Below are 19,075 nucleotides of genomic sequence, written 5' to 3'. Positions count from 1 at the left end.
GAGCTCTGGGGCTTCCGCAGTGCGTGGTGACGTCGATGTCGATGAGATCACCGAGACCGCCGAGACCGCCGAGACCATCGAGATCGTCGAGATCGCCGAGGAGCAAGCCGTCGTCGTCGGCAGGGAAGACGCCGTCACCGGCAGGACCGCTGGGGCGGACAGGTTCGCGACCGGTCGTGACGTCGGCTTCGGAGAAGCCGATCGTGCGGTCAGGGGTGCGTGGCGGGAGCGGATGGGGCCGGCCCTGCGGGAGCGGTTGCCGCTGTGGTTGCAGGTGCGCTGTGCCACCGAACGCAAGAGCGTGGTCGCGCTGAGCGTGGTGCTGGTCGTCGCGGCGGTGTTCGCGGCCCAGCACTTCTGGACGGGCCGGACCCAGACCGTGAGCGCGCCGGAGGTGGTGCGGGCGGGTGCCCCAGGCGCTTCGGGGGGCCCGGCGGCCTCGTACGGTGAGCCGGGGGACGGCCGGGCGGCGGCGGTGCCGGACGCCTCGGCCGGTGCGGTCGCCTCGACGGGGCCCTCGATCGTGGTGGACGTCGGCGGAAAGGTCCGCCGGCCGGGCATCCAACGGCTGCCGGCCGGCTCCCGGGTCGCCGACGCGCTACGGGCGGCGGGCGGTGTCCGGCCGGGGGCGAGGACCGACGGGCTCAACCGTGCCCGAATCCTCGTGGACGGCGAGCAGGTCCTGGTCGGACGTCCGATGCCGGTGTCCGGGCCAGGCGCGATGCCCGGGGCGGGTGCGGTCGGGGCCGGTGGCGCCGTCACCGGGGCCGCGCCCACGACCCCCGTCTCCCTCAACACCGCCACCGCCGACCAGTTGGACACCCTGCCCGGCGTCGGACCCGTCCTCGCCCAGCACATCATCGACCACCGCACCCGCCACGGCGGCTTCCGCTCGGTCGACGAACTGCGCGAGGTGAACGGCATCGGGGACCGTCGCTTCGCCGACCTGCGCGACCTCGTACAGCCGTGAGTACGACGGATGAGGGGGCCACGGCGGCAGTCGATGCGGGGGGCGCCCCGCCGCGGCCCGCCGTGCACGCGGCCTCCGGCACCCGGCTCGGCGACGCCCACCCCAGACAGGAGGGACCGACGGACCTGCGTCTCGTGCCCCCGGCGTTGGCCGCGTGGGGGACGGCGGCGCTCATGGTGCATGCCTCGCCCGGCTGGGTCACGGGAGTGGTCGTGATCTGCCTGGTGGTGGGCTCGGCCCTGCTGGTCCTTCGGCCCAGGCCGGGGCGTGCGGACGGGCCGGTACGGGGTGGGACCGGGGCTCGGACGAGGATGTCCGTCGCCGCTGTGCTGCTCTGTGCCGGAGCGGCCGCCGCTTCCGCCGGACTGCACGGGGCGGATCTGCGGCGGGGGCCCGTCCCCGCTCTGGCCGAGCAGTACGCCCGGGTGACCGCGGAGGTCCGGCTGACGGCCGACCCACGGCTCACCCGCCCCCGCATCAAGGGCAACCACGCGGCCCCGGCCGCCGTGCTCCTCCAGGCCGAGGTACGCCGGGTGCGGGGCCCGGACGGGACGGTCGTGCGGACACGCACACCGGTGCTGGTCATGGTCGACGTGGACGAGCGGTCCGGTCGAGCGTCGTGGCTCTCGCTTCTGCCGTCCACGCGGGTGCGGATCGCGGCGCGGGTCGCGCCGGCCATGGTCGGCGGCGACCGGGTGGCCGCCGTGCTGCGGGTGCGGGGCGGTGGGGCGCCGGTGGTGACGGAGGAGCCGAGCGCCGTGCAGCGGCTCGCGGGACGGCTGCGCGCGGGACTGCGGGAGGCGACCGACGGGCTGGACGCCGACGCGCGGGCGTTGCTGCCGGGGTTCGTCGTCGGGGACACCTCGCGGGTCCCGGCCGAGCTGGACGAGGCGTTCAAGGCGACCGATCTCACGCACCTCCTCGCCGTCAGCGGGGCCAACTTCACGATTCTCTTGGCCCTGTTCATCGGACCGCCGGGGTTGGCACAGCGGGCCGAGCGACGGGGACTCGCACCCCGGCTCGGCATCTCTCTGCGGGCGACCGCGCTGGCGGGTGGTGCGCTGACGCTCGGGTTCGTGATCGTGTGCCGGCCGGAACCCAGCGTGGTGCGGGCCGCCGCGTGCGGTGCGATCGCGCTGCTGGCCATCGCGACGGGACGTCGCAGGTCCCTCGTCCCCGCGCTGGCGACGGCGGTCCTGCTGCTGGTCCTGTACGACCCGTGGCTGGCCCGCAGTTACGGCTTCCTGCTGTCCGTCCTCGCGACCGGAGCCCTGCTCACCCTCGCCCCGCGCTGGAGCGCCGCGCTCCAGCGGCGCCGGGTGCCACCGCGTCCGGCCGAGGCGCTGGCCGCGGCGGGGGCCGCGCAGGCGGTGTGCGCGCCGGTCGTCGCCGTGTTGTCGGCCAAGGTGAGCCTGGTGGCGGTGCCGTGCAACCTGCTGGCGGAGTTCGCGGTGGCCCCGGCCACGGTGCTGGGGTTCGCCACGCTGGCGACGGCCCCGGTGGCGATGCCCGTCGCCGAGTGCTTCGCCTGGTGCGCGAGTTGGCCCGCCGGCTGGATCGCGGACATCGCCCGCACCGGGGCGTCGCTGCCCGGCGCGGGCGTGGACTGGCCGGGCAGCTGGACCGGTGCGCTGCTCCTCGTCCTGGTCACCGTGGTGGTCCTCCTGATCGGGCGGCGCCTCCTCAGCCACCCGTATCTGGTGGGAGCCTGCCTGCTGGCCTTTCTGTTGGTCGTGGTGCAGCCACCGCCCCTGACCAGGGTGATCACGGGGTGGCCGCCGCCGGGTTGGCACCTGGTGATGTGCGATGTGGGGCAAGGGGACGCGAGCGTCCTCGCGGCGGGCGACGGCGCCGGCGTGGTCGTGGACGCCGGTCCCGATCCGGTGTCGGTCGACCGCTGCCTCACGGCACTCGGCATCACCCGGATCCCGCTCGTGGTCCTCACCCACTTCCACGCCGACCACGTGATGGGGCTGCCGGGAGTGCTGCGAGGGCGTGCGGTGGGGGCGATCGCGGCGACCGGCTTCGAGGAGCCTGTGGAACAGGCCGAGTTCGTGCGCAGGGAGGCGGCGTACCGGCGGATCCCGCTGACCCGGGCCGTGGCCGGGGAGGAGCGGCGCACGGGCAGCCTCACCTGGCGGGTGCTGTGGCCACCGGCCGACGCCGCCGCGCCGGACGGGCCGAACGACGCCAGCGTGACCATGCTCGTCCGCTCGGCCGGGCTGACCCTGCTGCTCCTGGGCGACCTGGAGCCTCCGGGCCAGCGGGAACTGGCGGGATCACCGGAGGCCGCGGCGCTGGGAGCCGTGGACGTGGTGAAGGTCGCCCACCATGGTTCGGCCTACCAGGACCCTGGACTGATACGTGCGATGGCTCCACGGCTGGCCCTCATCTCGGTCGGCGCGGACAACCCGTACGGTCACCCGGCGCCCAGTACGGTCGCCGCGCTGCGGGCCGGGGGCGCCACGGTGCTGCGTACGGACGAGGACGGCGCGATCGCTGTCGCGGGCACGGCGAAGGAGTTGCTCGTGGCGCGAGACTGACCTCATGGACACCTCAGAGTTTGACGCCTACCTTCGCCGCCTCGGAGCCGAGCGGCCGGCCCGGCCCACGGCCGACGTGCTGCGTGAACTGCACCTGCGCCATCTGCGGGCGGTGCCGTTCGAGAACCTGTCGATCCACCTGGGTGAGGAGATCGTCCTGGAGGAGAAGCGGCTGCTGGACAAGGTGGTGGGGCGACGCAGAGGCGGGTTCTGTTACGAACTGAACGGGTTGTTCGGGGCACTGCTCGCGGCGCTCGGATTCGACGTGACGCTGCTCGCGGCGCGGGTGTACGACGAGCAGGAGCGGCTCGGCATCCCGTACGACCATCTCGCGCTGCGGGTAGGGACGGTGGACGGGGGTGACTGGCTGGTCGATGTCGGGTTCGGGGCGAACAGCCACTGTCCGCTGGAGTTCGGGAATCGGGAGGAGCAGAAGGATCCGGGAGGCACGTTCCGGGTGGCCCAGGCGGACGGACAGAGCGGGGGGCGGGACTTCGGGGACCTGGACGTGTTCCGGGACGGCAAGCCGCAGTACCGGCTGGAGGTGCGGCCGAGGGTCCTCGGGGACTTCGTGGCCGGGGCCTGGTGGCACAGCACCTCACCGGCCTCCCACTTCACCCGGTCTCTCGTCTGCTCCCGGGTCGCCGAGGACGGCGGCCGCAGCACGCTCAGCGGCCGCACCCTCACGGTCACCTCGGCGGAGGGCGACCGGGAGGTGACCGAGCCGGCGACGGACGGGGAGGTGCTGGCCGTGTACCGGGAGCGGTTCGGGATCGAGCTGGGGCGGGTGCCGGAGGTGGGGGACGGGAGGGGGAGCTTGGGGTAGGGCGGGAGGGGAGGGTGGGGGTGGGGGAGGGGGAGGGGCCCCGGAGGAGCAGGGGGAGGGCGGACGGAAAATGGGGGCGTGAGCGATGTGAGACATGTGTTGGTGCTGCCTGATCGTGACGCGGCCGAGGCGGCGGCGGAGGCCCTCGGGGAGCGGTTCGGGCTGGACGAGGAGCCTCAGCTGGTGCGGGACGCGCTGGCGGGGGAGGACGACGCCGAGGACGCGCAGTGGCTGTTGGTGCTGCGGGACGAGCGGGGGCGGCTCGATCCGGTGGCGTTGGACGAGTTCGCTGGGGAGTGGGAGGGGTGGCGGGAGGAGCCCTGACGCCCCGGCGCCGGGAGGAGCCGTGACGCCCCGGTGACCGGGGAGCGTCGGGGAGCGCGGGGGTGGTTCGGCGGCTGCTGGTCGGTGGGAGTGTCCGCGCGGTTCCCTGCACTGTTCCGGGGTGCCGGTGCCGGTGCCGGTGCCGGTGCCGGTGCCGGTGCCGTGCGGGGCGGGGTGGGTTGTCAGTGGGGCGTGGGATGCTTTCCGAGATGGCCAAGAAGACTGCGAATGACGATCCTCTCGCCCCCGTGACGCTTGCCGTGGGACAGGAGGAGCTGCTGCTCGACCGCGCCGTGCAGGTGGTGGTGGCCGCCGCGCGGGCCGCGGACGCCGACACGGACGTACGGGATCTGTCCTCGGACCAGTTGCAGCCCGGCACGCTCGCCGAGCTGACGAGTCCGTCGCTCTTCGCGGAGCGGAAGGTCGTGGTCGTACGCAATGCGCAGGATCTCTCGGCCGACACCGTCAAGGACGTGAAGGCGTATCTGGGGGCCCCTGCCGAGGAGATCACCCTGGTGCTGTTGCACGCGGGGGGTGCCAAGGGGAAGGCGCTGCTGGACGCGGCGCGCAAGGTGGGGGCACGGGAGGTGGCGTGCCCGAAGATGACGAAGCCGGGGGATCGGCTGGCGTTCGTGCGGGGAGAGTTCCGCACGCTCGGGCGGTCCGCGACTCCCGAGGCGTGCCAGGCGCTCGTCGACGCGATCGGGAGTGATCTGCGGGAGCTGGCGGCCGCGGCGTCGCAGTTGGTCGCGGATGCCGAGGGGACGATCGACGAGGCGGTTGTCGGGCGGTACTACACGGGGCGGGCCGAGGCGTCGAGCTTCGAGGTGGCCGACCGGGCCGTCGAGGGGCGGGCGGCGGAGGCGTTGGAGGCGCTGCGGTGGTCGTTGGCGACGGGGGTGGCGCCGGTGTTGATCACCAGTGCGTTGGCTCAGGGGGTGCGGGCGATCGGGAAGCTGTCGTCGGCGCGGGGTGGGCGGCCGGGGGATCTCGCGCGGGAGTTGGGGATGCCGCCGTGGAAGATCGATCGGGTGCGGCAGCAGATGCGGGGGTGGACGCCGGACGGGGTGGCTGTGGCGTTGCGGGCGGTGGCTGAGGCGGATGCGGGGGTGAAGGGCGGGGGGGATGATCCCGAGTACGCGTTGGAGAAGGCGGTTGTGGTGATCGCTCGGGCGGCTCGGTCTCGTCGGGGCTGAGTTTTTCGCCCCCGCCGCCCCTACCCGTCCCGTCCCGTCCTGTCCCGTCCCCAGGGGCGCTGCCCCTTCTACGCCGGGGGGAGGAGCGTGGGGGAGCGGGCGACTGTGCGTGGGCGGGTGCGGGAGCGTCGGGGCTTGTCGCGCAGTTCCCCGCGCCCCTGAAAGCCTGCGGTGCTCCATGCCCTGCGAGCGTGCCGCTCCCTGGGCTCACGCAAGCCCGCCGATCCCCCCACGCCAGAGAATCCCAGCGGTTCCCTCAGTCGGGGAAAGCTGCCGACCCCGCTCCAAGAAACCCTGAGCCCGTGCGTGCCCGGAGAGCTCTCCGCCCCGCACCCGAGAAGCCCTGCGCCCCTGCGTGCCCGGAGAGCCCGCCGCCCTCGCTCCCGAGAACCCCTCACGCTGTCTCCGTCGACGGGCAGGTATGACAAAAGCCCCGTCCTCGTCCCTGGGGAAGGGATGGGGGCGGGGCCTCGGTCAATGCTTGTGGACCTGTACCCGCGTGGCGAACGCAGGCCGCGTACGGGTCCGGGGTGCCGGGTGGGAGCGGATGAGAGAGGGCCCGCTCTGGGTCCAGCCGGCGGTCAGATCAAAGTGGAGCTCAGCCCTTGAGGGCCACGACCTTGGAAGCAAGCGCCGACTTCTTGTTGGCGGCCTGGTTCTTGTGGATGACGCCCTTCGAGACGGCCTTGTCGAGCTGGCGCGCGGCAGCGCGCTGGTACTCGGTGGCCTTCTCGACGTCACCCGCGGCAGCGGCCTCGCGAGCCTTGCGGATCGCGGTCTTGAGCGACGACTTGACGGCCTTGTTGCGAAGGCGCGCCTTCTCGTTGGTCTTGTTCCGCTTGATCTGGGACTTGATGTTCGCCACGAATGAGCCTTTTCAGCTACAGGTGTGCGAGACCGTGGAGATCGTGCAGGACACGCCGCGCACGCCTCGGACACCGTTTGATTTCCTAGGGATGTGTCTCCTGCTGAGAGGGCATGAGACACAGCCGCCCACGCTACCAGCCGTCCACGGGTCGGCCCAAACCGGTCGCAGTTCTCCGCCCGTGGGACCATGGTGCCTACGTTCAAGACCCGCTAGATCCGACCCGAGACCGCAGACGGCTGCGGACACCTCAAGAATCAGGACCCTGCGTGCCCGCGATCCCTAGCCATGTGCCCGAGCCGAGCCGTACCGACCCGGCTCTGATCCGCAACTTCTGCATCATCGCGCACATCGACCACGGCAAGTCCACGCTCGCCGACCGGATGCTCCAGCTGACCGGTGTGGTCGAGCAGCGGCAGATGCGTGCTCAGTACCTCGACCGCATGGACATCGAGCGTGAGCGTGGCATCACGATCAAGTCCCAGGCGGTGCGTCTGCCCTGGGCGCCGACCGATGATCCGGGCACCACGCACATCCTCAACATGATCGACACGCCTGGGCACGTCGACTTCACGTACGAGGTCTCGCGGTCGCTGGCGGCCTGCGAGGGGACGGTCCTCCTCGTCGACGCGGCTCAGGGCATCGAGGCCCAGACCCTCGCCAACCTCTACCTGGCGATGGAGAACGATCTCAAGATCATCCCCGTGCTGAACAAGATCGACCTGCCGGCCGCCCAGCCGGAGAAGTTCAGCGAGGAGCTCGCCAACCTCATCGGCTGTGACCCGGCGGACGTGCTCAAGGTCTCCGCCAAGACCGGTCTGGGCGTGGAGGCGCTGCTGGACCGGGTCGTCGCCGAGGTCCCGGCCCCGATCGGCGTCCAGAACGCGCCCGCGCGGGCCATGATCTTCGACTCGGTGTACGACTCCTACCGCGGTGTCGTGACGTACGTGCGTGTCATCGACGGGCAGCTCAACAAGCGTGAGCGGATCCGCATGATGTCCACCGGCGCGACCCACGAGCTGCTGGAGATCGGCGTCTCGGCCCCGGAGATGAAGGCGGCCGACGGCCTCGGGGTCGGCGAGGTCGGCTATCTGATCACCGGTGTGAAGGACGTCCGTCAGTCCAAGGTCGGTGACACGATCACCACCCTGCACAAGGGTGCCACCGAGGCGCTCGGCGGTTACAAGGACCCGAAGCCGATGGTCTTCTCGGGTCTGTATCCGCTGGACGGCTCCGACTACCCCGAGCTGCGCGACGCCCTCGACAAGCTCCAGCTCAACGATGCCGCGCTGGTGTACGAGCCGGAGACCTCCGCCGCGCTCGGCTTCGGTTTCCGCGTCGGCTTCCTCGGTCTGCTGCACCTGGACGTGATCCGTGAGCGGCTGGAGCGCGAGTTCGGGCTCGATCTGATCGCCACCGCTCCGAACGTGGTCTACCGCGTCGTCATGGAGGACGGCGCGGAGCACACGGTCACCAACCCGAGCGAGTTCCCCGAGGGGAAGATCGACGCCGTGTACGAGCCCGTCGTACGCGCCACGATCCTCGCGCCCTCCGAGTTCATCGGCTCGATCATGGAGCTGTGCCAGACCCGGCGCGGCACTTTGCTCGGCATGGACTACCTCTCCGAGGACCGGGTCGAGATCCGCTACACGCTCCCGCTCGCGGAGATCGTCTTCGACTTCTTCGACCAGCTGAAGTCGAAGACGCGCGGCTACGCCTCCCTGGACTACGAGCCCACCGGTGAGCAGAGCTCCAGCCTGGTCAAGGTCGACATCCTGCTGCACGGCGACAAGGTGGACGCCTTCTCGGCCGTCACCCACAAGGACGCCGCCTACGCCTACGGTGTGCGGCTGGTGGCCAAGCTGCGCGAGCTGATCCCGCGGCAGGCCTTCGAGGTGCCCATCCAGGCCGCGATCGGGTCGCGGGTCATCGCCCGCGAGACCATCCGCGCCATCCGCAAGGACGTCCTCGCCAAGTGCTACGGCGGTGACATCTCCCGGAAGCGGAAGCTGCTGGAGAAGCAGAAGGAGGGCAAGAAGCGGATGAAGATGGTGGGCTCTGTGGAGGTTCCGCAGGAGGCCTTCATCGCCGTTCTGTCCAGCGACGACAGTGCCGGCAGCGGCAAGGGCAAGAAGTAGCCACCGGGCGGCGGGGGCCCCGGTCCGCGGGGTGAGCGCTGTTACCCGCGGAAACTCGGGCATGATGCGGGCCCGTCGCGTTTCGGCGCGACGGGCCCGCAGGTCGTCCGGGAGATACAGGCGTGTGTTCGTAGGGTTGTTCTCGGTGGAAAGTGACTGCCCGCCGCCCCTTACGAACCGGCCGACCGCGCTCTACCCTGATCACCACTCGATGGTTACTCGCGAGTTAAACAACAGCCGCTTTGAGCCAGCCGCGCAGTCCTGAGCACACAGTCCATGAGCCAGCCGCGCTGTCGCGTGCCCCGGAGGATGTCGTGAGCGACACACAGACCCTGATCGAGAACCGCCCGCCGTCCATGGCGGCCCTCTTCCTGGAGCGCGTGGCGGCCACACCGGAGGCCGAGGCCTTCCGCTACCCCGTGGCGCCGGCCTCGGGCCAGGGCCCGTCGGACTGGAAGTCGCTGAACTGGGCCCAGGCGGCCGAACGGGTCAACGCCATCGCGGCCGGCCTCGTCGAGCTGGGCGTACAGCCGGAGCAGCGCATCGCCCTGTCCTCGGCCACCAGGATCGAGTGGATCCTGTGCGACCTCGGCATCATGTGCGCGGGCGCGGCCAACACCACGGTCTACCCGCAGACGAACGCCGAGGAATCCGCGTACATCCTGTCCGACTCCGGCAGCCGGGTCCTCATCGCCGAGAACGCGGCGCAGCTCGACAAGGCCCGCGAGAAGAAGGCCGAGCTGCCCGAGCTGGCCCATGTCGTCGTCATCGACCCCGAGGGCGCGGACCTCTCCGAGGACTGGGTGCTCTCCCTGGCCGACCTGGAGAAGCGCGGCGCCGCGTACCTGGAGAAGAACCCCGACCTGATCAAGGAGAAGGTCGCGGCGATCACCAAGGACCAGCTCGCCACCCTCATCTACACCTCGGGCACCACGGGCCGCCCCAAGGGGGTCCGGCTTCCGCACGACAACTGGGCGTACATGGCGAAGGCCATCGGCGCGACCGGTCTGCTCGAACCGGCGGACGTGCAGTACCTGTGGCTGCCGCTCGCGCACGTCATGGGCAAGGTGCTCCTGGCCGGACACATCGAGGTCGGGCACATCACCGCCGTCGACGGCCGGGTCGACAAGATCATCGAGAATCTGCCGGTCGTGCGGCCGACCTACATGGCGGCCGTGCCGCGCATCTTCGAGAAGGTCTACAACGGCGTCGTCGGCAAGGCGCGCGCGGGCGGCCCGGCCAAGTACAAGATCTTCCAGTGGGCGGCCGGGGTCGCCCGCGAGTACGCCAAGGTCAGCCAGGACAACTTCCGGCGCACGGGCACCACGTCCGTCCCGTTCGGGCTGGAGGCCAAGCACAAGGTCGCCGACGCGCTGGTCTACAAGAAGCTGCGTGAGGCGTTCGGCGGCCGGCTGCGCGCCTGTGTCTCGGGTTCGGTCGCGCTGGCGCCCGAGATCGGCTTCTTCTTCGCCGGCGCGGGCATCCCGATCCTGGAGGGCTACGGCCTCACCGAGTCCTCCGCCGCGTCCTTCCTCAACCCGGGCGAGGCCTTCCGTACGGGCACGGTGGGCAAGCCGCTGCCCGGTACGGAGGTGCGTATCGCGGACGACGGCGAGATCCTGCTGCGTGGCCCCGGCATCATGGAGGGCTACCACGGGCTGCCGGAGAAGACCGAGGAGGTCCTGGAGGCCGACGGGTGGTTCCACACCGGTGACATCGGGGAGTTGTCGCCCGACGGGTACCTGCGGATCACCGACCGCAAGAAGGACCTGTTCAAGACGTCCGGCGGCAAGTACATCGCGCCGACCGAGATCGAGGGGCAGTTCAAGGCGCTCTGCCCGTTCACGTCCAACGTCATGGTGATCGGCGCCGACCGCAACTTCTGCACCGCGCTCATCGCCCTCGACGAGCTGTCCCTCCAGGGCTGGGCCGCGGAGAACGGGCTGGCGGGCAAGTCCTACGAGGAGATCATCTCGGCGCCGGCGACGGTGGAGATGATCGAGGGGCATGTCGCCCAGCTGAACGAGGGACTGCAGCGGTGGCAGACGATCAAGAAGTTCCGGCTGCTGCCGCGGGATCTCGATGTCGAGCACGGTGAGCTGACACCGAGCCTGAAGCTGAAGCGGCCGGTGGTGGAGAAGGAGTACCAGCACCTCATCGACGAGATGTACGCGGGCGCTCGGGAGGCGTAGCGTCCGCCGCACGGGAGCGGGGCGGGGGACCGATGGCGAGGCGCGGTCCGGGAGGGCCGGTCGTGCGGCCCCCGCGTCCCCCGTCCTCCGGGTCACGGGCTGTGCTCTCCCGCCTCTCCCGCCTCTCCTGCCACCAGCTGACGGAGGTCCTGGATCTGTATTCGGACCTCCGTCAGGTCCGGGGCGGACTGGGCCAGTTGCTTGTCCAGGGCCGCGAGGCGCGCGTCGAGGTGTTCCGTGTGTTCGCGCCGCCTCGTCATCAGGCTCTCCAACTGCCGGCTCTTGCGGTGCAGTTCCAGGAAGACGCTCACCTTCGCCCGTAACACCCAGGGGTCGAAGGGCTTGGTGACGTAGTCCGCCGCGCCGGTGGCGTAGCCGCGGAAGGCGTAACCGGCGTCGGCGTCCGTGCCGGTGAGGAAGATGATCGGGACGTCCTTGGTCTGGTCGAGGCGCTTGATGTGGGCGGCGGTCTCGAAGCCGTCCATGCCGGGCATCCGGATGTCGAGGAGGACGACGGCGAAGCGCTGCCTCAGGAGGGCCTTCATGGCCTCCTCGCCCGAACGGGCCCGTACCAGCGGCTCGTCGAGAGATGCCAGGACGGCCTCCAGGGCGATCAGGTTGTCCTCCATGTCGTCGACGAGGAGGATGCCCGCGCGTCCGTCGGTCCGGTCCCGAGTGGTCATGGTGAGGGTGCCTCGTTCTCGTCGGTGCGTTTCTCGGGTGCCGGGTCCGCCGTGTCCGCCGGGTTCCGCGTGCCCTGCGTGCTCTGCATGTCCTCCGTGCTCTGCATGCCTTGCGTGTTCTCCGGGCTCTCCGGGTCCAGGACCGCGCAGACGACCGTGAGCAGTTGGTCGACGTCCACGGGCTTCGGAACGTAGTCGTTGGCGCCGCGGGCGATGGACTTGTCGCGGTCGCCGGGCATCGCCTTGGCGGTGAGGGCGACGATGGGCAGGCCCGCCCAGCGTGGGGTGCGGCGGATGGCGGAGATCGTCTCGTAGCCGTCCATCTCCGGCATCATGATGTCCATCAGGACGAGTTCGACGTCCGGGTTGCGCTCCAGGGTCTCGATGCCCTCGCGGCCGTTCTCCGCGTACAGGACGGGCATGCCGACGCGGCCCAGGACGTGGGTGAGCGCGAAGACGTTGCGGATGTCGTCGTCGACGATCAGCACCCGGCGGCCGGGCAGCACCTGGCCGGCGCGTCCCGCCTTCCACGCCTCCAGCTTGGTGGGCGCGGGCCAGGTGTCGTCGCTGTCGTGCGCGGCCGGGTACGGCTCGGTCGTCAGCTGCTCGGGTACGAGGGTGCCGGGCTCCTCGGCCGCGGCGGGTTCCGGCAGCCCGTGGCCGGGGCTGAAGACGGGCACGTACAGGGTGAAGGTGGAGCCCTTGCCGGGGACGCTCTCGGCGATGATGCGGCCGCCCAGCAGACCGGCGATCTCCCGGCTGATGGACAGGCCGAGACCGGTGCCGCCGTACTTGCGGTTGGTGGTGCCGTCGGCCTGCTGGAACGCCTCGAAGATCACCGGGAGCTTCTCGGGCGCGATACCGATTCCGGTGTCGGAGACCGCGAAGGCGATGACCTCGTCGTGGTCCTCGCGGGTGAACCGGTGGTCGGGGTCCTTGACGCGGTTGACGGCCAGTTCGACGCGGCCGGACGCGGTGAACTTGATGGCGTTGGACAGGAGGTTGCGCAGGATCTGCTGAAGGCGCTGCTCGTCCGAGTGCATCTCGCGCGGCACGTTCTCGCCGACCGCGACCTCGAAGGCCAGGCCCCGGTCGAGGGTGAGCGGGCGGAACGTGGCGTGGACGTAGTCCAGGAGCTTGATGAGCGGCAGGCGTTTGGGGCGTACGTCCATCCGGCCGGCCTCGATCTTCGAGAGGTCGAGGATGTCGTTGATCAGCTGGAGGAGGTCGGAGCCCGAGCGGTGGATCGTGGCGGCGAACTGCACCTCCTGGTCGGTGAGATGGCCGTCCGGGTTGTCGGAGAGCAGCCGGGCCAGGATGAGCAGCGAGTTCAGCGGGGTGCGCAGCTCGTGGGACATGTTCGCCAGGAACTCCGACTTGTACTGCGAGGAGGTGGCCAACAGGGCCGCCTTCTCCTCCAGTTCGGCGTTCGAGCGACGCAGCTCCGCCTGCTGTTTCTGGAGTTCGTCGGAGCGTTCCTGGAGCTGCATGGCGAGGCGCTGGGACTCGCCGAGGAGGGACTCGGTGCGGGAGTTGGCGATGATCGTGTTGATGGCGACGCCGATGGTGTTCACGAACTGGTCGAAGAACGCCAGGTGGACGTCGGAGAAGCGGGAGAAGGACGCCAGCTCGATCACGCCGAGGAGTTTGTCCTCGAAGAGGATCGGGATGATCACGACGCTGGACGGGGAGGCCTCCCCGAGACCGCTGTTGATCTTGATGTAGCCCGGCGGGGCCTCCTCCACCAGGATCCGCTTCTTCTCGCGGGCCGCCTGCGCGACGAGCCCGTGCACGGGAAGGCCGCCGGTCTCGACGGTCGCGCCCTGCGCCGCGCCGTAGCCCGCGATGAAGGCGAGGCCCTTGGTGGGCGCCACCGGGAGCGGAGCAGCGCCGTCCTCGTCGGGGTCGGCCAGGTAGAAAGCGCCGTACTGGGCGTTCACCAGCGGGGTCAGCTCGCGCAGGATCAGGTCGGCAACCTCCATCAGGTCGCGGTGGCCCTGCATCAGGGCGGCGAGGCGGGCGAGGTTGGACTCCAGCCAGTCCTTCGCGCGGGTCGTCTCGCGGAGGTTGGCCACCATCAGGTTGATGTTGTCCTTCAGCTCGGCGACCTCGCCCTGCGTCTCCACCGTGATCGAGCGGGACATGTCGCCCTGGGCCACGGCGGAGGCGACCTCGGCGATCGCGCGGACCTGGGTGGTCAGGTTCGAGGCGAGCTCGTTCACGTTCGTCGTCAGGCGCTTCCAGGTGCCGTAGACGCCCTCGACCCGGGCCTGGCCGCCGAGTCGGCCCTCGGAGCCGACCTCGCGGGCCACGCGGGTGACCTCGGAGGAGAAGGAGGACAGGGTGTCGACCATCGTGTTGATGGCGGTCTTCAGCTCCAGGATCTCGCCGCGCGCGTCCACGTCGATCTTCTTGGAGAGGTCGCCGTTGGCCACCGCCGTGGTCACCTGGGCGATGTTCCTGACCTGCGAAGTCAGGTTGTCCGCCATGTAGTTGACGTTGTCGGTCAGGTCCCGCCAGACACCTGACACGCCCTGCACCTGGGCCCGGCCGCCGAGCGCGCCGTCGGTGCCGACCTCGCGGGCGACCCTCGTCACCTCGTCGGCGAAGGCCCGCAGCTGCTCCACCATCGTGTTGACGGTGTCCTTCAGTTCCATGATCTCGCCGCGGGCGTCGACGGTGATCTTCTTGGAGAGGTCGCCGTTGGCGACGGCGGTCGTCACCTGCGCGATGTTGCGGACCTGCGAGGTCAGGTTCAGGGCCATGAAGTTGACGTTGTCGGTCAGGTCCTTCCAGACGCCCGACACGCCCCGGACCTGCGCCTGGCCGCCGAGGTTTCCTTCGGTGCCGACCTCGCGGGCCACCCGGGTCACTTCGTCGGCGAAGGCGGAGAGCTGGTCGACCATCGTGTTGATCGTCGACTTCAGCTCCAGGATCTCGCCCTTCGCCTCGACCGTGATCTTCTTGCCGAGATCCCCCTGGGCGACGGCCGTGGAGACGAGGGCGATGTTCCTGACCTGGGAGGTCAGGTTGTCCGCCATGAAGTTGACGTTGTCGGTGAGGTCCTTCCAGACGCCGGAGACGCCCCGGACCTGTGCGCGGCCGCCGAGGTTTCCTTCGGTGCCGACCTCGCGGGCCACCCGGGTCACTTCGTCGGCGAAGGCGGAGAGCTGGTCGACCATCGTGTTGATCGTCGACTTCAGCTCCAGGATCTCGCCCTGCGCGTCGACCGTGATCTTCTGGCTCAGGTCGCCGTTGGCGACGGCGGTGGTGACCTGGGCGATGTTGCGGACCTGCGACGTCAGGTTCGACGCCATGAAGTTGACGTTGTCGGTGAGGTCCTTCCAGACGCCGGAGACACCCCGCACCTGCGCGCGCCCGCCGAGCCGGCCCTCGGTGCCGACCTCGCGGGCCACCCGGGTCACTTCGTCGGCGAAGGCGGAGAGCTGGTCCACCATCGTGTTCACGGTGAGCTTCAGCTCCAGCAGCTCGCCGGTCGCCTCGACGGTCACCGTCCGGGTGAGGTCGCCGCGCGCCACCGAGGTGGTGACCAGGGCGATGTCCCGCACCTGCGCGGTCAGCCGGGCGGCCATGGTGTTGACCGCCTCCGTCACGTCCCGCCAACTGCCGGACAGGCCACGGACCTTGGCCCGGCCGCCGAGGCGTCCCTCCGTGCCGACCTCGCGGGCGACCCTCGTCACCTCGCCGGTGAACAGCGACAGCTGGTCGACCATCTTGTTCACGGTGCTGCCCAACCGCCTCAGGTCGCCCCGGAGTTGGCGGGTTCCGTCGTGCAGGTCGACACGCTGGGTCAGATCGCCGCCGGCCACCGCGTCCAGCACGCGTGTGGCCTTCACGGCGGGGGCGACCAGGGCGTCGAGTGTCCGGTTCACGTCGTCGACGCGGGTCGCCCAGGCGCCCTGGCCCGGACTGGCGGAGAGCCGCTCGTCGAGGCGGCCGTGCCGGACCAACTCGCGCCGTACACGCTGTACTTCGGAGCCGAAGTGGGTGCTGCGGTCGATGATCTGGTTGAAGAGGGCGCACAGTTCCGCGACCGGCGCGGGACCCGTCTGCGGGACCTTCGTGAAGCTGCCGTCGCGGGCCGCGGTCATGGCCGCCGCCAGCGCGCGGAGATCGGACGCCCGGATCAGTCCGTCCGTTTGGCTGTCCTTCCGACCGTTTTCGGACAACCGCGTACCACTGTTCTCGCTCATGGTGGCCCACTTCGGTAACTCGGTGCTTATGGGCGTGGTCAGTCTGTCACTCTGGCCGTGCCGCCTGAGGCCTATTCGTCCGAACTTTCTCAGGGAGCCGCTCAGTGGGGGCCATTCCGACGCAACGGGACACCGTGTCCTGCGCTTCTGATGCGCCGGCGCGCGTCGGTTCCGAGTCCCTGTACGCCGCGCCCGCGTACGCGGGACTCGACCGGCGCGCGACGGCGCACCTGTCGCTTCAGGGCGGACCGCTCGCGCCCGGAGCCGCCCGGCGCTTCGTGGGTGCCGCGCTCACCGAGTGGGCCGAGCTGGGCCTGCCCGGCGCCGCCGCGTTCTCGGTCCGCCTCGTCGAGGACGTGCTCGTGGTGGTCAGCGAGCTGGTCACCAACGCGGTCGTCCACGCCGGCACCGATGTCGAACTGCTCTGCCGCCTCGGCCGCGACGCACCCACCGCCCCCGGATGGCTGCTCCTGGAGGTCTCGGACCACCACCCCTCCCGGGCGGTACGGGGTGAGGGCGCCGAACGGCCCTACCTCGTCGAACGGCCTTACGGGGCAGCCGAGTACGGGCGGGGCCTGCGCCTGGTCGCCGCGCTCTCCGAAGCCTGGGGGATCACCTACCGGACCGGCGTGAAGACCGTCTGGGCCCAGCTGTCGGTCGACGGGGCGATGGCGGTGGAGGGGGCGTTCGAGCCGTACGGCGGGCACGAGGGCGGCTCGGCGGCGGAAGCGGCCCTGGGGGACCGGGCCGACGACGCCTGGGATGCGCGGGCGTACGCCGGTGACTCCGCACAGGACGTCCGTCCGGTCGACCTCGTCGCGCCCGTGCCCCGGCCCGGTGGGGAGCACGATCGGGAGTGGCTGAACCGGGGCGCCCTCTCCTTCCTCGCCGAGGCGTCCGATCTGCTCACCGGGCAGCTGGACGAGGACCTGGTCGCCGCACTCGCCGGGCAGCTGCTCGTGCCGAGGCTGGCCGACTGGTGCGCGGTGTGGCTGGAGGAGGAGGGGCTGGGCTGGCGCGCGGGCGACGCCTCGTTCGGCCCCGCGCCCCGCCTCGCCCGCGTCTGGCACGGCAGCGAGAACCGCATCGAGGAACTGCGCCGGGCCCTGGAGAAGAACCCCCCGAGGCTGCCCGACGCGGTGCGATCGAGGGCGGTGCCTGTGCCGTGGCCGGAGCTGGGTGAGGGGGCGGGGACCGAGGCGACGGAGCCGGATACGGAGCGCGGGGCCGGGTCCGGACGGGGTACGGGGTCGACTACGGGGGATGGGGCGGCCGGGGTTGCCCGTGGTCCGGCTCCTGGCGCGACGCCTGGACCGGCTGAGGAGACCGGGACCGGAGCCGGGGGCGGACCGCGCTCGGCGGCCGGCACGGCCAGCGGGACACACGAGGCTGAAGGCGTGTCTGCGCGGGAGGGCGAGGACAGGCCCTCGACGGAGAGGGAGGCGGAGGGCCGGGCGCCCAGGTCCGAAGCGGGGCCGGTGGCGGGCGTCGCCGGGCAGGTGGTGGTCGGTGTGGGCGAGGCTCCCCGGGGCGAAGCCGTGCCGATGCCGGAGGCCGGCGTCGGGGTGCTCCCCGGTGCGGTCGGGCCGGTGGAACGCGGGGCGCCCCACCGCGAGGCCAGGCCGGCCGCGGTGGCCGAAGGCCCGGCGTCCCGGGGCCCGGCCCGGCCTGGACCGCAGGGCTCAGGCGGGCCGGTCCCGGATCTGGCCGGGGTGGCCGACGGATCCGGAGTGAACGGAGGGATCCACGAAGCCGGGGTGGCCGACGGATCTGGGGTGGCCGGGGTGGCCGACGGACCCGGAGTGATCGGAGCGCCCGACGAAGCCGGAGCGACCGAAGCGACCGAGGCCGAAGTGGCCGGGGTGGCCGACGGACCCGGAGTGATCGGAGCGCCCGACGGAGCCGGAGCGACCGAAGCCGGAGTGGCCGGGGTGGCCGACGAAGCCGGAGCGGCCGGAGCGACCGAAGCCGGAGTGGCCGGGCCGGCCCAGGCGGGGGCCGGTTCGGCGGTGGAGTGGGCCTCCGGAGGGTCCTACCGCTCAGTCGAGCCGGCGATGGACGGCGAAGCCGGGGCGCCCCGACGCGCACCCGGACCGCCGGCGGAGCACGGAGGCCGAGCGGCGCGCGGCCGAGGCGGCTCGGGCCCGGAGGGCGAAGGCGGGGCCGCGCTCGCGTATCGGCTCATCGCCGGTGGGCGGCCGCTCGGCACGCTCGTGATCGGGCGGGCCGGGCTGCTGCGGTTTCCCGACGAGGTGACCGGGCTGGTCGAGGACCTCAGCCGGCGGATCGCGCTGTCCATCGGCGCGGCCCGCCAGTACGCCCGTCAGGCCACCATCAGCCGTGTCCTGCAGCGCGGACTGCTGCCGGGCGCGGTCGCCGAGATCCCCGGCGTGTCGAGCGCACTCGTCTACGAGCCGTGCGACAAGGGCGGACCCAGCGGCGACTTCTACGACCTCTTCCCGGCGGGCCGGGGCCGCTGGTGCTTCGCGATCGGCGACGTCCAGGGCAAGGGCCCCGAGGCGGCCGTCGTCATCGGCCTCGCCCGGCCCTGGCTGCGGCTGCTCGCCCGCGAGGGCTACGGCGTCGCGGACGTGCTCGACCGCCTCAACCAGCTCCTCCTCGACGACGCCACCGAGGCGGCCGACGCCGCCGCCCGCGCCCTGGTCACGGCCGGAGACCCCGGCCTCGTCGACCCCGACGGCCCGCAGACCCGCTTCCTCTCCCTCCTCTACGGCGAACTCGTCCCCGTCGACGGCGGCGTCCGTTGCACCCTCGCCTCCGCCGGGCACCCGCTGCCGTTGCTCCTGGGCCCCGACGGCGACGTACGGGCCGTGGCCGAGCCGCAGACGCTGCTCGGGGTGATCGAGGACACCGAGTACGTCTCCGAGACGTTCGAGCTGCGCCGCGGCGACACACTGCTGTGCGTGACCGACGGGGTCACCGAGCGGCGCAGCGGCCCCCGCATGTTCGACGACGGGGACGGCCTGGCCTGCGCGCTCTCCGGCTGCGCCGGGCTCGACGCCCAGCTGATCGCCGAACGCATCCGACGACTCGTCCACGAGTTCGGGGAGGGGCCACCCGACGACGACCTCGCGCTGCTGGTGCTGAGGGCGGAATGAGGACC

Annotated in this window: 11 protein-coding genes; 8 read left to right on the top strand and 3 right to left on the bottom strand. The window is 71.4% G+C overall.

Annotated features, from left to right (window positions below; translation table 11 throughout):
• The first annotated feature begins 19 nt into the window (after window positions 1-19).
• The 5 genes from STRBO_RS0132700 to holA all read left to right on the top strand — a co-directional run bounded on the left by STRBO_RS0132700 (window position 20) and on the right by holA (window position 5,859).
• Window positions 20-970: a ComEA family DNA-binding protein gene (locus tag STRBO_RS0132700; protein ID WP_005479284.1), complete on the top strand. Its 951-nt coding sequence runs from the start codon at window positions 20-22 to the stop codon at window positions 968-970.
• Window positions 971-1,032: 62 nt separating this feature from the next.
• Window positions 1,033-3,513, top strand: a complete 2,481-nt coding sequence (locus STRBO_RS0132695) for a ComEC/Rec2 family competence protein (protein WP_005479283.1) — start codon at window positions 1,033-1,035, stop codon at window positions 3,511-3,513.
• Window positions 3,514-3,517: 4 nt separating this feature from the next.
• A complete protein-coding gene (locus STRBO_RS0132690; protein WP_020115433.1) occupies window positions 3,518-4,339 on the top strand; it encodes an arylamine N-acetyltransferase family protein in 822 nt (273 codons plus the stop codon).
• Window positions 4,340-4,417: 78 nt separating this feature from the next.
• A complete protein-coding gene (locus tag STRBO_RS0132685) occupies window positions 4,418-4,663 on the top strand; it encodes a hypothetical protein (protein ID WP_078595581.1) in 246 nt (81 codons plus the stop codon).
• Window positions 4,664-4,872: 209 nt separating this feature from the next.
• On the top strand, window positions 4,873-5,859 hold the full coding sequence (gene holA / locus STRBO_RS0132680; protein ID WP_202498814.1) for a DNA polymerase III subunit delta: 987 nt from the start codon (window positions 4,873-4,875) through the stop codon (window positions 5,857-5,859).
• A gap of 598 nt (window positions 5,860-6,457) precedes the next feature.
• Here holA and rpsT read toward each other — a convergent pair.
• Window positions 6,458-6,724 (bottom strand): 30S ribosomal protein S20, encoded by a 267-nt coding sequence (rpsT, locus tag STRBO_RS0132675; protein ID WP_005479277.1) that lies wholly within the window; start codon window positions 6,722-6,724, stop codon window positions 6,458-6,460.
• A gap of 269 nt (window positions 6,725-6,993) precedes the next feature.
• Between rpsT and lepA the strand changes: the two genes are divergently transcribed.
• Both lepA and STRBO_RS0132665 read left to right on the top strand, forming a co-directional pair.
• Window positions 6,994-8,862, top strand: a complete 1,869-nt coding sequence (lepA, locus tag STRBO_RS0132670) for a translation elongation factor 4 (RefSeq protein WP_028796970.1) — start codon at window positions 6,994-6,996, stop codon at window positions 8,860-8,862.
• A 314-nt stretch (window positions 8,863-9,176) separates the two neighbouring features.
• Window positions 9,177-11,054, top strand: coding sequence for an AMP-dependent synthetase/ligase (locus tag STRBO_RS0132665; RefSeq protein WP_005479273.1), 1,878 nt, complete (start codon window positions 9,177-9,179; stop codon window positions 11,052-11,054).
• Between the two features lie 92 nt (window positions 11,055-11,146).
• Here STRBO_RS0132665 and STRBO_RS0132660 read toward each other — a convergent pair whose 3' ends face one another.
• Both STRBO_RS0132660 and STRBO_RS40710 read right to left on the bottom strand, forming a co-directional pair.
• Window positions 11,147-11,737: a response regulator gene (locus STRBO_RS0132660; RefSeq protein WP_005479272.1), complete on the bottom strand. Its 591-nt coding sequence runs from the start codon at window positions 11,735-11,737 to the stop codon at window positions 11,147-11,149.
• A complete protein-coding gene (locus STRBO_RS40710; protein ID WP_245170634.1) occupies window positions 11,734-15,951 on the bottom strand; it encodes a HAMP domain-containing protein in 4,218 nt (1,405 codons plus the stop codon). The genes STRBO_RS0132660 and STRBO_RS40710 overlap by 4 nt, the downstream gene beginning before the upstream one ends.
• A 104-nt stretch (window positions 15,952-16,055) precedes the next feature.
• Between STRBO_RS40710 and STRBO_RS45165 the strand changes: the two genes are divergently transcribed.
• Window positions 16,056-19,070 carry an ATP-binding SpoIIE family protein phosphatase gene (locus tag STRBO_RS45165; protein WP_020115430.1) on the top strand — a complete coding sequence of 1,005 codons (3,015 nt, stop codon included), beginning with the start codon at window positions 16,056-16,058 and terminating at the stop codon, window positions 19,068-19,070.
• Window positions 19,071-19,075 lie beyond the last annotated feature (5 nt).

The organism is Streptomyces bottropensis ATCC 25435, from assembly GCF_000383595.1.
Lineage (GTDB): Bacteria > Actinomycetota > Actinomycetes > Streptomycetales > Streptomycetaceae > Streptomyces > Streptomyces bottropensis.
The sequence above is the reverse complement of the archived record's forward strand: the minus strand, read 5'-3'. Positions and strand labels throughout refer to the sequence as shown.